General features: G+C 47.4%; 7 protein-coding genes and 10 pseudogenes. 6 read left to right on the forward strand and 11 right to left on the reverse strand.

What is annotated here, in order from left to right; all coding sequences use genetic code 11:
• Positions 1-7: 7 nt before the first annotated feature.
• Complete coding sequence (locus tag ACD630_RS04345; protein ID WP_430358230.1) at positions 8-331, reverse strand: IS630 transposase-related protein; 324 nt, start codon at positions 329-331, stop codon at positions 8-10.
• A gap of 192 nt (positions 332-523) precedes the next feature.
• On the opposite strand from ACD630_RS04345, the gene glnS reads away from it, so the two are divergent.
• The gene (gene glnS / locus ACD630_RS04350) at positions 524-2,182 is read left to right on the forward strand and encodes a glutamine--tRNA ligase (RefSeq protein WP_430358231.1); all 1,659 of its coding nucleotides are present in this window, start codon (positions 524-526) and stop codon (positions 2,180-2,182) included.
• A gap of 288 nt (positions 2,183-2,470) precedes the next feature.
• Here the strand turns inward: glnS and ACD630_RS04355 are convergent.
• Positions 2,471-3,394: pseudogene (locus ACD630_RS04355) on the reverse strand (IS5 family transposase).
• A 353-nt stretch (positions 3,395-3,747) separates the two neighbouring features.
• Between ACD630_RS04355 and ACD630_RS04360 the strand changes: the two are divergent.
• Positions 3,748-4,038, forward strand: a pseudogene (locus ACD630_RS04360) (transposase); the annotation flags it as partial.
• Here ACD630_RS04360 and ACD630_RS04365 read toward each other — a convergent pair.
• The gene (locus ACD630_RS04365; protein WP_430358232.1) at positions 4,000-4,131 is read right to left on the reverse strand and encodes a hypothetical protein; all 132 of its coding nucleotides are present in this window, start codon (positions 4,129-4,131) and stop codon (positions 4,000-4,002) included. The pseudogene ACD630_RS04360 and the gene ACD630_RS04365 sit on opposite strands and share 39 nt — an antisense overlap.
• Between ACD630_RS04365 and ACD630_RS04370 the strand changes: the two are divergent.
• Positions 4,115-5,002: pseudogene (locus ACD630_RS04370) on the forward strand (IS256 family transposase); the annotation flags it as partial. The gene ACD630_RS04365 and the pseudogene ACD630_RS04370 sit on opposite strands and share 17 nt — an antisense overlap.
• Positions 5,003-5,065: 63 nt before the next feature.
• Here ACD630_RS04370 and ACD630_RS04375 read toward each other — a convergent pair.
• The 4 pseudogenes from ACD630_RS04375 to ACD630_RS04390 form a co-directional block, all read right to left on the reverse strand.
• Positions 5,066-5,257 (reverse strand): annotated as a pseudogene (locus tag ACD630_RS04375) (IS256 family transposase); the annotation flags it as partial.
• A gap of 173 nt (positions 5,258-5,430) precedes the next feature.
• Positions 5,431-5,619, reverse strand: a pseudogene (locus ACD630_RS04380) (transposase); the annotation flags it as partial.
• Between the two features lies 1 nt (position 5,620).
• Positions 5,621-5,803, reverse strand: a pseudogene (locus ACD630_RS04385) (IS256 family transposase); the annotation flags it as partial.
• Positions 5,797-6,357 (reverse strand): annotated as a pseudogene (locus ACD630_RS04390) (aldehyde dehydrogenase family protein); the annotation flags it as partial. The pseudogenes ACD630_RS04390 and ACD630_RS04385, both read right to left, overlap by 7 nt.
• Positions 6,358-6,836: 479 nt before the next feature.
• Here ACD630_RS04390 and fdhD point away from each other — a divergent pair.
• Both fdhD and sodA read left to right on the forward strand, forming a co-directional pair.
• Positions 6,837-7,673 (forward strand): annotated as a pseudogene (gene fdhD, locus ACD630_RS04395) (formate dehydrogenase accessory sulfurtransferase FdhD).
• A 285-nt stretch (positions 7,674-7,958) separates the two neighbouring features.
• On the forward strand, positions 7,959-8,582 hold the full coding sequence (gene sodA, locus ACD630_RS04400) for a superoxide dismutase [Mn] (protein WP_430358233.1): 624 nt from the start codon (positions 7,959-7,961) through the stop codon (positions 8,580-8,582).
• Positions 8,583-9,017: 435 nt separating this feature from the next.
• On the opposite strand, the pseudogene ACD630_RS04405 reads toward sodA, so the two are convergent.
• A pseudogene (locus ACD630_RS04405) lies at positions 9,018-9,700 on the reverse strand (IS256 family transposase); the annotation flags it as partial.
• On the opposite strand from ACD630_RS04405, the pseudogene ACD630_RS04410 reads away from it, so the two are divergent.
• A pseudogene (locus ACD630_RS04410) lies at positions 9,694-9,984 on the forward strand (transposase); the annotation flags it as partial. The pseudogenes ACD630_RS04405 and ACD630_RS04410 sit on opposite strands and share 7 nt — an antisense overlap.
• On the opposite strand, the gene ACD630_RS04415 reads toward ACD630_RS04410, so the two are convergent.
• The 3 genes from ACD630_RS04415 to ACD630_RS04425 all read right to left on the reverse strand — a co-directional run bounded on the left by ACD630_RS04415 (position 9,916) and on the right by ACD630_RS04425 (position 14,026).
• Positions 9,916-10,209 (reverse strand): phosphopantetheine-binding protein, encoded by a 294-nt coding sequence (locus ACD630_RS04415; protein WP_430358234.1) that lies wholly within the window; start codon positions 10,207-10,209, stop codon positions 9,916-9,918. The pseudogene ACD630_RS04410 and the gene ACD630_RS04415 sit on opposite strands and share 69 nt — an antisense overlap.
• 103 nt (positions 10,210-10,312) lie before the next feature.
• Positions 10,313-12,946 (reverse strand): hypothetical protein, encoded by a 2,634-nt coding sequence (locus ACD630_RS04420; RefSeq protein WP_430358235.1) that lies wholly within the window; start codon positions 12,944-12,946, stop codon positions 10,313-10,315.
• A gap of 9 nt (positions 12,947-12,955) precedes the next feature.
• Entirely contained in the window at positions 12,956-14,026 is a 1,071-nt protein-coding gene (locus tag ACD630_RS04425) for an IpaD/SipD/SspD family type III secretion system needle tip protein (RefSeq protein WP_430358236.1), read from the reverse strand.
• Between the last annotated feature and the right edge of the window lie 8 nt (positions 14,027-14,034).

The raw sequence follows: 14,034 nt of genomic DNA on the forward strand, positions 1-14,034 counted from the left end.
AATACAGCTAATTGTTATCAAAATAATGTCGCTTGGCTATATAGATCAATCCCAGCTTTTTAAGAGCTTGCCAAATGGCCTTCTGACAAACGCCAAAACGCTCTGCACGTTCTTTTTGGTAAGCATCTGGATATGGTTCAACATCTTTTATCAACTCGGATTTATCGATCTTTCGCTGACGCGTGGTCGATGCTTTTGACGCTATTTGATTAATCCAACGCGATACAGAGGCAGGGCCAATCCGAAATTGCTTTGCTGTTTCTCGGATACTCAACCCTTCTTCTTCCCGTGTAGATATCACTTTACCTCTAAAATCAATTGAATAGCTCATTTAAATAATGTAATCAAAATTAAGTCGTTTAGCTATACAAGACGTCCACTTTCGGTTACATCATGCGTAATCATCAGCCGTTTTGCTTCTTTCTGTGTATTTCATAAGATTTAGTGCAAGTAACTGTTGTGTCCTGCCGTAGCTTGTTGGATCATTGCGGGTTATGTGTCGTTTTGCATCGAGGAATCAAGCATGAGTGAGGCAGAAGCCCGCCCAACCAATTTTATCCTTCAGATCATTGATGAAGATCTGGCGTCTGGAAAACACAGCCTAGTACAAACCCGTTTTCCGCCGGAACCTAATGGCTACTTGCATATCGGCCATGCCAAGTCCATTTGCCTCAATTTTGGGGTGGCGAAAGATTACAACGGTCAGTGTAATCTGCGTTTTGATGACACCAACCCGGTGAAAGAGGATATCGAGTACGTCGAGTCCATCAAGCAGGATGTGCAATGGTTGGGTTTCTCCTGGAGCGGTGAGATTCGCTATTCTTCTGATTATTTTGACCAGTTGCATCTGTACGCAGTCGAACTGATCGGCAAAGGACTGGCCTATGTGGACGAACTCTCTCCCGAGCAGATCCGCGAATACCGTGGCACGCTGACCTCCCTAGGTAAAAACAGTCCTTACCGCGATCGCAGCGTTCAGAAAAACCTGAATCTGTTTGAAAAAATGCGTAATGGTGGATTTGCTGAGGGCACTGCGTGTCTGCGTGCCAAGATAGACATGGCATCACCGTTCATCGTGATGCGCGATCCGGTGCTGTACCGTATCAAATTCGCCGAACATCACCAGACCGGGAAAAAGTGGTGCATCTATCCCATGTACGATTTCACGCATTGCATTTCCGATGCGTTGGAAGGGATTACGCACTCACTGTGCACGCTGGAGTTCCAGGATAACCGTCGCCTGTACGATTGGGTGTTGGACAATATCACCATTCCTTGCCATCCGCGCCAGTATGAATTCTCGCGCTTGAACATGGAATATGCGGTGATGTCCAAGCGCAAACTGAATCAGTTAGTGACGGAGAAAGTGGTTGAAGGGTGGGACGATCCCCGCATGCCAACTATTTCCGGCCTGCGTCGCCGTGGCTACACTGCCGCTTCCGTGCGTGAATTTTGTCGTCGTATCGGTGTGACCAAACAGGACAATAATGTCGAAATGGCGGCGTTGGAATCTTGTATTCGTGACGATCTTAATGAGCATGCGCCGCGCGCCATGGCAGTGTTGGATCCGGTAAAAGTGATTATCGAGAATCTGCCAGAAGGCCACGAAGAGTGGCTTTCCATGCCGAATCATCCGAATAACCCGGAAATGGGGACGCGGCAGGTGCCGTTCAGCCGCAAGATTTATATCGATCGTGCCGATTTCCGTAAAGAAGCTAACAAACAGTACAAGCGTCTGGTGCTGGGTAAAGAAGTGCGTTTGCGCAATGCGTATGTCATCAAGGCGGAACGCGTTGAGAAAGATGAACAGGACGTTATCACGGCGCTGTATTGCACCTATGATGCTGAAACGCTTAGTAAAGACCCGGCTGACGGGCGTAAAGTGAAGGGGGTTATCCATTGGGTTTCTGCCGCACACGCGCTGCCAGCTGAATTCCGTCTTTACGATCGTCTGTTCAGCGTGCCAAACCCAAGTGCTGTGGATGACTTCCTCGCAACGATTAACCCAGATTCGCTAAAAGTTGTTCAGGGCTTTGTTGAACCGAGTTTGGTAAAGGCAGAAGTGGAAAAAGCCTATCAGTTTGAACGCGAAGGGTATTTCTGTGCCGATCGCAGTTATTCGAGCGAAACGCATCTGGTGTTTAACCGTACCGTAGGTCTGCGTGATACTTGGGTTGGTTGAGGCCTGCGTTTGACTAAAATGATTACACCGCCTGCTTGAACTTACCCCATCAAGTTGGACGGTTTATCTGGCGGCTATTTGGGCCTGAATTCGGTACTCTACCGGACTCAGGCCTTTTAATTGCACTCGTCCAGTGCGTGACCAGATTTGCATTGCATTACACAGAGCCTTGCATACTAAATCAGCATCGGCTGTCAATGACAGGGCTGAACCCACAATTTGGTGTGCATATCGGCTTTGTTGAATAAATCAGAACTTGTAACGACTGCGCCCCATACGGGTCGATTGTTACGTGATGCGAATACTGTTCGGCATTCCTAATAGCGTGATCAGGTTAAGCGCTTTGACCATGGCCATGGCTTCACCCACCTGACCATCGTAGTCTCTCAGACTTAGATGACCACCCAGAAGCCTTTTGAACCGGAACATGGCCGTTTCAGCCACTGAGCGCCGGTGATAGCCCACTTTCTTTTTCCAGATATCGTTACTACCGCTAATGCGCTGATTTGCAACAGCGGGGTTACGCTCGTGGTAGTGCTCTTGCCAATATTGCGCCCCCCTTCGTGGCGGGATAAGCGGCCTTATTTTCTTCCTCACCAGAGCATCATAGCAGTAAACTGTATCCTAAGCGCCGTCAGCCGATGCCTCTCTGATTTTCCGGTGGGTCTGGTTTATCAGCACCGGTAGAGCTTGGGCATCAGTCGTACCACTGAGCGACAAATCCGCACAGATAATCTCATGCGTCACACTGTCTACTGCCAGGTGCAGCTTACGCCATACCCTGCGTCTGTCGGCACCATGCTGCCGGACTTTCCATTCGCCTTCGCCAAAGACCTTCAGGCCGGTTCCATCAATGACCAGATGTGAGATTTCACCACGGGTTGGCGTTTTTATGCTGATGTTCACTGTCTTTGCTCGCTTGCTGAGCAGCGAATAGTCTGGACAATGGAGCGACAATTTAATCAGTTTAAAAATCGAGTCACCAAAGCCCTGTAAAGCCCTCAATGAAAGGCCAAACACGCGTTTCATCATCAGGACTGTGGTGATGGCCATATCTGAGTAGTGGAGCGGTCGTCCACGCCGTTCAGTAGTGTTTTTTTCCGTCCATGCAGCAATGGCTGATTCATCTAGCCATACGGTTAAAGAAGCGCGCTGCTTGAGGGCCTTGTTATAAGAGGGCCAGTTGGTGATTTTAAAATTTTGTTTTGCCATGGAAACCTGATTTTGAAACAACTGTGTTGATCTGCTCCGATGATTACCCAAAAGTTCTATTTATTCAACAAAGCCGTGCATATCGTTCAACAACCAGTGCGAGATAGCCTCATCTATCTTGCAGGAGAATAAACAAGATAACGGATATCGCTACACCAAACGCGCTTCGGTGCCGCAGGGTTTCATGCTCGATTTATTACTTTTGGCAATGCCGGGCTATTAAGATGGCTTATCCGGTAATGGTGTTTAGTGGGTTAGGCTGTGTCCCTTAATTACTTGAGCTATAGTATCCATCTGTTTCTACGACACTTTTGATTATGGCCCGCTACGATCTTTCTGATGAAGCATGAGCAATCATTGAGCCCTTGTTGCCAACCGTTTTGACATCTCCGCGGGCCGGCCGGCCGTGGGCAGAACATCGAAAAATCTTCAACGGCATGTTCTGGATACTGTGTTCAGGCGCACCATGGCGTGATTTACCTGAACGTTACGGCCCATGGAAAACCGTTTATAACCGTTTCAATAGATGGTCAAAGTCTGGAATCATTAACATTATTTTCAATAAGTTACTTTCATTTCTTGATGCTCATGGATTTGTTGACTGGTCAGCCACTGCGCTGGATGGCAGTATAGCCAAGCGACTTAATTTTGATTACAATTAGCTGTATTTTTTGCCACATATCAGGGCATTGGCTGTAATCATTTTTAAGTCGGTTGGCTATATCGTTGTATGCCAAAGGGATGACCACCCGCGAAATTGCCGCTGCGTTCAAAGAACTGTATGACGTGGATGTCTCACCCGCCCTAGTATCGAAGGTCACCGATGCCGTTATGGAGCAGGTTGTTGAATGGCAAAATCGCCCCCTGGATGCGGTTTATCCCATTGTTTACCTTGACTGTATCGTTCTGAAAGTCCGGCAGGACAGCCGCGTTATCAATAAGTCTGTGTTCCTGACGCTGGGTATCAATATCGAAGGCCAGAAAGAGCTACTGGGAATGTGGCTGGCCGAAAATGAAGGCGCAAAATTCTGGCTGAACGTGCTGACAGAACTGAAAAACCGTGGCCTGACCGACATCCTCATTGCCTGTGTGGACGGCCTGAAAGGGTTCCCGGATGCCATCAACACGGTCTACCCGGAAGCCCGCATCCAGTTGTGCATCGTGCACATGGTGCGCAACAGTCTGCGCTTCGTTGCCTGGAAGGACTATAAGGCGGTAACACGCGACCTCAAAGCAGTGTATCAGGCTCCAACCGAAGAGGCCACGCTTCAGGCGCTGGAGACGTTCGGTGGAACATGGGATCACCGCTATCCGCAGATAAGCCGGAGCTGGCAGTCAAACTGGGCCAACCTGTCGACATTCTTCTCGTACCCGCAGGAACTTCGCAAGGTAATCTACACGACGAACGCTATAGAATCACTGAACAGCGTGCTCCGGCATGCAATCAAGAAACGCAAGGTGTTCCCGACTGATGACTCGGTGAAGAAAGTCGTATGGCTGGCAATCCAGGCGGCATCACAGAAATGGACGATGCCCTTACAGGACTGGCGTATGGCAATGAGTCGCTTTATTATCGAGTTCGGTGATCGCCTTGACGGTCACTTCTGAGGAAAGGCATTTACACAAGATCTTAAACAGGCTCGAGTTATTAGCAAATCTGGTGTATGGCGATCAGGCTACGTTCCGCTCTGATGCTTCGTAAATCTGTTCTCCATCCTTAAATTGGACGTTGCTTACAACCAGGGTCAGCAGGTCAAATCCTCTTAGTCGGTTCCAGCTTTTCTGAGCAGACTGGAGCAGCTTAAATACCATTGACAGGGTTGTTTCTCTCGAACCACCGTTCTTCGCGCGTCTGCTTCGTAGCGGCTTTGTTGAATAAACATATTTTATGCTGCCCCCCCGGTGAAACGACAGATCCTCGCAACGCAAAATCATGCAGTTAGGTCTCATAAGAAAACTGTAAATCTGAGGTGACAAGCATTTTCTACCAAAACTGGCTGGCAAAACAGCATGACTCACTATTATTCAACAAAGCCCCTCACAGTCGCAAAAGCCGATTCAATCGGATTTGTCGTTCTTATTGACGCCCAGTGCTCTGACGGGAAGTCGTAGAATGCCAGCAGTTCTTCTCGAGCTTTCTCCAGCTTCTTCATCGCTGCAGGATACTTCGCTGAAAACCTTGCCAACAAAACATCAAAGGCTTCATTAGCGGCATCGCGGCTCTCTGTTGAAGCATATTCCGTTGCCGCTGCGATCCCTGACCTTAGGCACTTTAATTTCAACATCCCCAATACCCGTCTGTATGGTTCGCGGTGGCAAATAGCCGTTACGAACGACAGCATGACGCCCGTCGTCAAGGCGGCGCTCAGCATGTTGTTGCAGCATGGCTTCGAGCTCAACCTCAACGGCGTCAATTTCGCCGGTTTAAGCACGATGCAGTTGCCTGCCGCCAGCGCCATTTTCCAGCAAGCCATCAGCAGGGGGAAATTCCATGGAATAATCTGCGCAACCACGCCCAGCGGTTCGTGAAAATGATAAGCGACCGTATCCTTGTCGATTTCGCTGATCGCCCCTTCCTGCGCGCGGGCACAGGCGGCAAAGTAGCGGAAATGGTCGATCGCCAGCGGCACGTCAGCCCCTATGGTTTCACGAATCGGTTTCCCGTTATCCTAGGTTTCCGCATACGCCAGCAGTTCCAAGTTCTCCTCCATGCGATCCGCAATCCGGTTCAGCAGGAAGGCGCGATCCTGTACCGACATCGCGCCCCACTCTGCCTTGGCGTTATGGGCGGCATCCAGCGCATGATCGACATCACGCATGCCGGAGCTGGCGACTTCACACAGGGGTTGCCCGGTGACAGGTGTCAGGTTAATGAAATAGTCGCTACTGACCGGAGGCACCCAAGTGCCACCAATAAAGTTATCATAGCGCTTTTCAGATTGAGGGGGGCTTTGTTGAATAATAGGTAATCATGCTGTTTTTCCATGCCAGTTTTGGTTGAAAATGCTTGTCATCTCAGGTGTACACTTTTCTCATGAGGCCTAACTGCATGATTTTACGTTGCGAGGATCCGTCGTTTCGCTGGGCTGCCAGCATAAAATCTATTTATTCAACAAAGCCATTGAGGGGATGAGCATAGGTGCCGGGCGCGACCCGGTCTTCAGCAGTGTGATGTGCCATTGCGGTCTCCTGTTCTTCGCCGTAGGGTTACGCGGCCAAGCCGCGATGAAAACAGAGCCAATATGCAAAAAATCGCTAACATCAAGGACGGTCTACCAAGTGTATACACAAATCGGCTTTTCTGCCGCGCTGTTTAGCGACTCTTCGAGGAAACGCACACTTTGCCCCCTTTTTGTGCCCTGAACCACAGGCAACACACCGCGTGCCACGATAAAACTCGCATCACACCCTGTGGGGTGAAATAATGACTTTCTACTCCAAAATGAATATCTTATGGGGATATCACGTGGAAGAAGCGATCCCTGCGCTCGAGAGCGCATGCCAGCGAACGGTACGCCATCAAGGCAGCTTGTCTCAGGCCAAAACGGACTGGCTGGCGGAAGAAGTGCCCGTCGCGCTGGTGTACAACGGCATTTCCCATGTGGTGATGATGACTACGCCAAAAGATCTGGAAGCCTTTGCGTTAGGTTTTTCCCTGTCGGAAGGCATCATCACGTCAGCAGAAGGGATTTGCGGCATGGACGTGCAGCCGGTCTGCAATGGTATTGAAGTCCAGATTGAACTCTCCAGCCGCCGCTTTGCCGGGCTAAAAGAACGCAGCCGCGCCATGAACGGCCGCACCGGTTGCGGCATGTGTGGTGTCGAACAGTTGGAAGAAATCGGCAAGCCGGTCACACCGCTGCCCTTTACGCAGACCTTCTCGCTGAATAACCTAGACGGTGCATTAAAGCAGCTCAAAGACGTGCAGCACATCGGCCAATTGACCGGTTCTACCCATGCGGAGGCCTAGCTTTCCAGTGAAGGGACTATTTTGGGCGGCTGCGAAGAAGTTGGCCGCCACGTGGCACTCGATAAACTGCTGGGTGTGTGCGCTACACGCCCTTGGCACTAGGGTGCCGTGTTGGTTTCCAGCCGTGCCAGCTATGAGATGGTGCAAAAAGCTGCGATGTGCGGCGTCGAGATCCTGTTTGCCGTTTCAGCGGCAACGTCGCTCGCCATTGATGTGGCTGAGCGTTGTAACCTGACGCTGGCGGGCTTTTGCCGCCCAGGCATGGCAACCGTTTATACCCATCCGCAGCGCCTGCTCGACAGCGCATGAGGCCACTGCGGATAGATTAATCTGTTTTTAGCTTAGGCAACAATGATATAACTGTTTGTTTTCCGATGGTAAATGCTCGAACTCCGTGCGATGGCGACGCGAATAATCGTTTTCAAGATCATTTAATTAACTATAATGAACCTCATGATTACGCGACGCTAACAAACGGTTGTTTGTTAACCACTACCGCTTGAGGCGTGCCGTACCTGACTATCACGCGCGCGCCACAACCGAGATCAAGCACGCTCGCGATTATTTAGTAGTATAACTATGGAGATGATAAATATGAGTTATTCACTGCCATCCCTGCCTTACGCTTATGACGCGCTGGAACCGCATTTCGACAAACAAACGATGGAAATCCATCACTCCAAGCACCACCAGGCTTACGTCAATAACGCTAACGCAGCGCTGGAAAGTCTGCCAGAATTCGCTAGCCTCTCCGCAGAAGAACTGATCGCCAAACTGGATAAAGTACCGGCCGAGAAAAAAGCGGTACTGCGTAACAACGCCGGCGGCCACGCTAACCACAGCCTGTTCTGGAAAGGACTGAAACTGGGCACCACGCTGGGCGGCGATCTGAAAGCGGCCATTGAACGCGATTTCGGCAGCGTTGATGCATTCAAAGAAAAATTTGAGCAAGCTGCTGCAACCCGTTTCGGTTCAGGCTGGGCGTGGCTGGTCTTGAAAGAAGACGGCAAACTGGCCGTGGTTTCTACCGCTAACCAGGATAGCCCGCTAATGGGTGAAGCTATTTCTGGCGCTTCCGGTTACCCGATCGTCGCACTTGACGTGTGGGAACACGCTTACTACCTAGAGTATCAAAACCGTCGCCCGGATTACATCAAAGCGTCCTGGAACGTGGTGAACTGGGATGAAGCGGCTGCACGTTTTGCTGCTGCGAAATAATTTGTCCTGACGACATAAAACGCATAAAACCGAAATAACAAAATGTTATTTCGGTTTTTTTTGCTTTTCACCCGCTGACTCGATTCATCTTTCTTACATTTAAACAATTAAAAATTTTTTAAAGGCGCATTTTTCATTTATGCTGCCGGGGTTAACTCGCCGAAATCATGCTGTGTTTTGTGCTGCCTCCTTTGCGGCACACGATGCCTTGTATCCAGATTATGGCGATTAACACCGCATCAGATGGCAGTCCCTGCTGTCTGAAGTAAGCAGTCTATCCCATCCGGATTTTTATAGCCAACCGACTTAAAAATGATTACAGCCAATGCCCTGATATGTGGCAAAAAAATACAGCTAATTGTTATCAAAATAATGTCGCTTTGCTATATAGCCAAGCGACTTAATTGAGTTATTAGCAAATCTGGTGTATGGCGATCAGGCTACGTTCCGCTCTGATGCTTCGTGAATCTGTTCTTCATCCTTAAATTGGACGTTGCTTACAACCAAGGTCAGCAGGTCAAATCCTCTTAGTCGGTTCCAGCTTTTCTGAGCTGACTGGAACAGCTTAAATACCATACCATTGACAGGGTTGTTTCTCTCGAACCACCGTTCTTCGCGCCTCTGCTTCGTAGCCTCACAGTCGCAAAAGCCGATTCAATCGGATTTGTCGTTCTTATTGACGCCCAGTGCTCTGACGGGAAGTCATAGAATGCCAGCAGTTCTTCTCGAGCTTTCTCCAGCTTCTTCATCGCTGCAGGATACTTCGCTGAAAACCTTGCCAACAAAACATCAAAGGCTTCATTAGCGGCATCGCGGCTCTCTGCTAGCCAAACCTCCCGCAGCTCAGCCTTAACTTTCGGTTGCATGGCTTTGGGGAGTGAAGCCAACACATTAGCGGTTTTGTGCACCCAACAGCATTGGTGCTGCGTGTCCGGGAATATCTTTGCCATTGCATTCCAAAAACCAAGGGCACCGTCTCCCCTAGACAGCTTGGGAGATACGGTTAGGCCACTGCTCGCAGGCCATTAAGAAGTTCGGCCCAGTTTGCTTCTGACTCTCGATAACCATCTTCGACCGCAACCAGCTCCTTTACGTCCATGCTCAGTGACGCCGATTAAGCCGGAGCTGGCAGTCAAACTGGGCCAACCTGTCGACATTCTTCTCCTACCCCCAGGAACTTCGCAAGGTAATCTACACGACGAACGCTATAGAATCACTGAACAGCGTGCTCCGGCATGCAATCAAGAAACGCAAGGTGTTCCCGACTGATGACTCGCTGAAGAAGGTCGTATGGCTGGCAATCCAGGCGGCATCACAGAAATGGACGATGTCCTTACAGGACTGGCGTATGGCAATGAGTCGCTTTATTATCGAGTTCGGTGACCGCCTTGAGGCATCGTTCATGAATCAGGCGATAGAGATCCTGAACATAGTTAACATCGTCCAGCGCATCATCTTTAATGTTAAGAGCAAACTCCTGTTCAAGCACTAACATAAGATCCATCATCATGAGTGAATCAGCCAATAGATCATAGTATAGATGTTTCTCCGGTAATACATCTGCAGAGGAACAATTTATAATAGAAGAAACCACATGATTTATGCGTTCCTCAACGTTTTGATTCATTACAATTCCTTTTCAATCTCATAGGACGAGGCGATCAAGATGACGTCAGATCGCTTTCACCAAACAGGACGACGGCCTCTCATCCTAACAGTATGTTAACGGTTTACTTTTTAGCAAACCTGTCAGTGTTAATATAAGATTGCTTTGCCGTAGCACCTTGCCTTCCCGTCCAAAAAGGACCTTTGTAGCCAGTGTTGCCCGCAGCAGTAACCGTATTTTTCTCTCCAGAAGACGCCACCTGGTGACGATTGGCCAAAGAGGGCTCTCTGGCAGTGCTGATGTCGGACGCAGAATCCTCCAGTAACACATCATCTGTGGTTTCAACCTTCGAGGTTTCAGGTTCAACGCGTGCTTTGTGTTGAGAAACACCTGCAGTGTGCTCAACGCCACTGGTAACCGGGGTAGCTGCATCCGTTTTGTTTACAGCGCGCCTTTCAATGGTGCTGCTTGAGACCGCTTTGGCCAAAGGTTCATCATCACGCCCGGTACTACCTAGCCTGTTTAGCGTACGGCTTACTGTAGATGCATTTGAATCCGATGCATATTTTTTGAAATCTGCGGCACCGGTCCTACCCGTTCTGTCTGGTCCCATATAGGTATCAGACTTTGGTTTGCTGATACCAGCAGCATTGTTCAACTGCTGTTGTTGACGTATTGCTTGTGCAGGTGAAGTAGTGGATTTTTGGGTGTGTGTCTCAAACACGTTGTGCGCTTTCTCGTTGGCTTTACCCTCGTCAAGCTCAACGGTTTTTTCTACCCCTGCTGCGTTTGATCTTGTCAGCAGCGCTTTTTCATCACGCCCTGAAAGCGGCTCTCGCCGTCCAGCCTGGGTATCGGTTTCAATAATCGTTTTTTTTGCTGGTTGCCAATAACGTTTAAACTCTGCGGCACCAGTGCGTCCTGTTCGGTTTGGCCCGATATAAGGCTCACGCGCAGGACTAGCCCTCTCTTGCGACGGAGGCTCAGATGATTGCACAATCGCTGCGTTGCTTTTGGCTTTGGTTAACGTCGTAGCAAACTGCTCCCGTTGCCGAGTGAATGACGCTGCATGAAGCGCTTGATTCGCTCCCCTATCGCTAACAGGATTTTCTCCTGCCTTAACGTGAGGGTTAGGATGACTGACATTCTCATCACGTGAACGAATACCATCACTTTTAATCCCCGTACCAGCATCGTTAGAAGGCGTAATTGGAGACTCCTTTTTTTTATCAACTCGCCCGCTATCAGAGGAATGCTTGTATTTCTGAAATTGCGCAGCGCCCGTTCTACCCGTGGTAAAGGGGCCAATATAAGCAGTCTGGTGTTCGGCCATCGAAGAACTAGGGTTACCCACTCTCTGAGGCTGCGCCTGTGGAACAGAAGTGCGCGCATTCAGTTCGGCATTGGTTTCTGGCATTGAAGATGTCTCTATGGGTAACGCCGGTTCATCGATATCATCCCCCCCTGCATGCCCTCCCACTGTTACAGGTGGAGTCAGCGTTTCATTGGAAGGTTTGTTACTGTTAACCGTAATATCTGACGTACCTGCTGTTGTCTCAGGGATATCGTCAAAATGTTGAGACTGGGTTTTCACTGTAGATGAAAATACAGTTTCTTTTTGTGGTTTCGATTTATCAGCATTAATTTTAATTATAAAATCACCGTTATATTTAAAATTACCTCTATCCCCAATAATAACTTTACTAAAATCATTTACATTGGTACTATAATCATTATAAATGTAAGTTACACCCTGATTTTCCTTGCCAGCATCAGCATCTTTTTTTACAGGAACTTCATTCTTGTCATCATTGTTTTTGGGCCCCCCTTCCCGCTTCAAGTAGTCCTTAAAGAGATCTAACTTGATTGGTTGATGAGAAAAAAGAGCACCAGCACGCAGGAATCCACTCGTTGCATTAATAACATTTTCCATCTTTTCAAAAATGCGGATTGATTCACGGAAAGGGCCATTCTCCCACTCCTTATGTAATACATCACGCAAATGACTATCCGGCACAGAATCAATTTCCTTCATAACCATGATATGAATTTCTTTATTATAATCTAAGCCTTTTGATATTGCTGCATCGGAAATTCTATCCATAAATTGATCAAATGACTTGAGTGCTTTAAAGCCTTTTCTCGAAGAACCCGTAACTGGTGAATCAAAACCCAACTTATACTTATTTACATTGTCGACAAGAAATTTAACATCCTTCTTTATAGCATCAATACTAGAAATATCGTTATCGGCACATGAGTCATGCAACTTTTGAGTCATAACCAATGCTAGCTTAACTTTTTGTACTGATTGACTATTACTACCAGGAGCAGATAGTACCGATAAAAAATCATCAAATCCCTTGATATCTTTTTTATTTTTCCAAAACTCAATCGCATCCTGTTCCATTTTTTTTGAAAAATCGATGCTGTTAGGAAGTGAGTTAAAGAAATTATTAATTCCTACCGTATCTTCAGGACAAGATTTCTGAGCCTTCACATTCTCATTTAACACTTCATTGCGCTTCGAGCTGTTCCTAACACTCATCAAATCTTTTTTAATACACAGAGCGGGGTCTTGAGCCATCTGCTTTATCAAGTCTATTTTGCCTTTGATGTTCCCGCCAGAAGTTCGGTATGTTTTATTGGATTGACACACGTTTTTTAGTGATTTAAATTTAACATTTCTCTTTATTCCTCTAACAGCAGGATAAGAATTACGCACTGTGTGTGTATGTATAACTTTATTATTCATCATACTACCTCCCTAAACGAAGAATTGCTTATCGCACTCCAAAAGGCTTGCAATTGTGCTACTCAATACTTTAACTAAATTATCAAACGTTGAATGAGCGTTTGCAAATTTCTGGGTTAATGTTTGCATGCTGTTTTGGATGTGATCTTTTTGCATATCAACGCTAGTCTGCCATGCAGACCACTGTGCTGCGTTGAACGACATATCTTTATTTTCCACTGAGTTATTAATAGTAACCAATGGGCTAATATCAATATGAACAATATAAGTTCCATCGGGTAGCTGATAAATACAGTTATCTACACTGAGCCCGAACTCTTTTGCCCAAGCTTCACACTCCTCACGCCTAGCCCCTTGAACCGTAGACCCCGTTTGACTTGGAAACAATGTCGTTGACAAACCTGGAACAGGATATTTACCCATCAACTCTTGAAGATTTTTTTTGAATCCTTTGTCATCCAGAATAGTTTTATCACCATCCGCGGAAATGAATTGTGGCAACGTGGACATAAAAACAGAAAAATTTTTATAAAACTGAGAATGTTTCTCAACTGCCTGTTGAAAAACATTCAAATAGCTTTCAGACATTTTCCCAATTGCAGTAGAAATTAAGTCATTAATCTTTTTACTTGATAAGGTACTAAACACGTCAGAATTCGATAAACTGGAAACCGGAGCTACATAGGAGGCCCCCCCCCGTTTTGCCAGCGTCAAATAGACCGGCTCTTTTGTATCAGACGAAAAGGCCTTATTTTCCAATTCAGGATTCTGTAAAAACAGATCATCGAGAACACGCATTCTTTTTTGTACATCATGACTGAGCAGCTCTCTCCGAGCCTGGATAGTCTTCATTTCATCAAGAAAACCACTAATATTTAAATTTTTTAAAAAACCCTCCAGCTTTCCAGCATCAGCCATGATAAATGAGAAAGGAGCGAGAAGAGTGCGATGCGTACCATCACTGCGGGGTAATATATTCATCTCATCAGCGATCGGTTCCTGCAAAAATAAATTATTAGCAGATTGATCTTGTGAATAGCTATCAACCCGAAATGATGGCCTTGTTGTAGATAATATTTCCATGTTTTCCT

The organism is Symbiopectobacterium sp. RP (assembly GCF_050472005.1).
Taxonomy (GTDB): Bacteria; Pseudomonadota; Gammaproteobacteria; order Enterobacterales; family Enterobacteriaceae; genus Symbiopectobacterium.

Coding starts and splice junctions, on each gene's coding strand:
- sodA (WP_430358233.1), top strand. CDS start 7,959: ATGAGTTATTCACTGCCATCCCTGCCTTACGCTTATGACGCGCTGGAA.
- glnS (WP_430358231.1), top strand. CDS start 524: ATGAGTGAGGCAGAAGCCCGCCCAACCAATTTTATCCTTCAGATCATT.
- ACD630_RS04425 (WP_430358236.1), bottom strand. CDS start 14,026: ATGGAAATATTATCTACAACAAGGCCATCATTTCGGGTTGATAGCTAT.
- ACD630_RS04415 (WP_430358234.1), bottom strand. CDS start 10,209: ATGAATCAAAACGTTGAGGAACGCATAAATCATGTGGTTTCTTCTATT.
- ACD630_RS04420 (WP_430358235.1), bottom strand. CDS start 12,946: ATGATGAATAATAAAGTTATACATACACACACAGTGCGTAATTCTTAT.
- ACD630_RS04345 (WP_430358230.1), bottom strand. CDS start 331: ATGAGCTATTCAATTGATTTTAGAGGTAAAGTGATATCTACACGGGAA.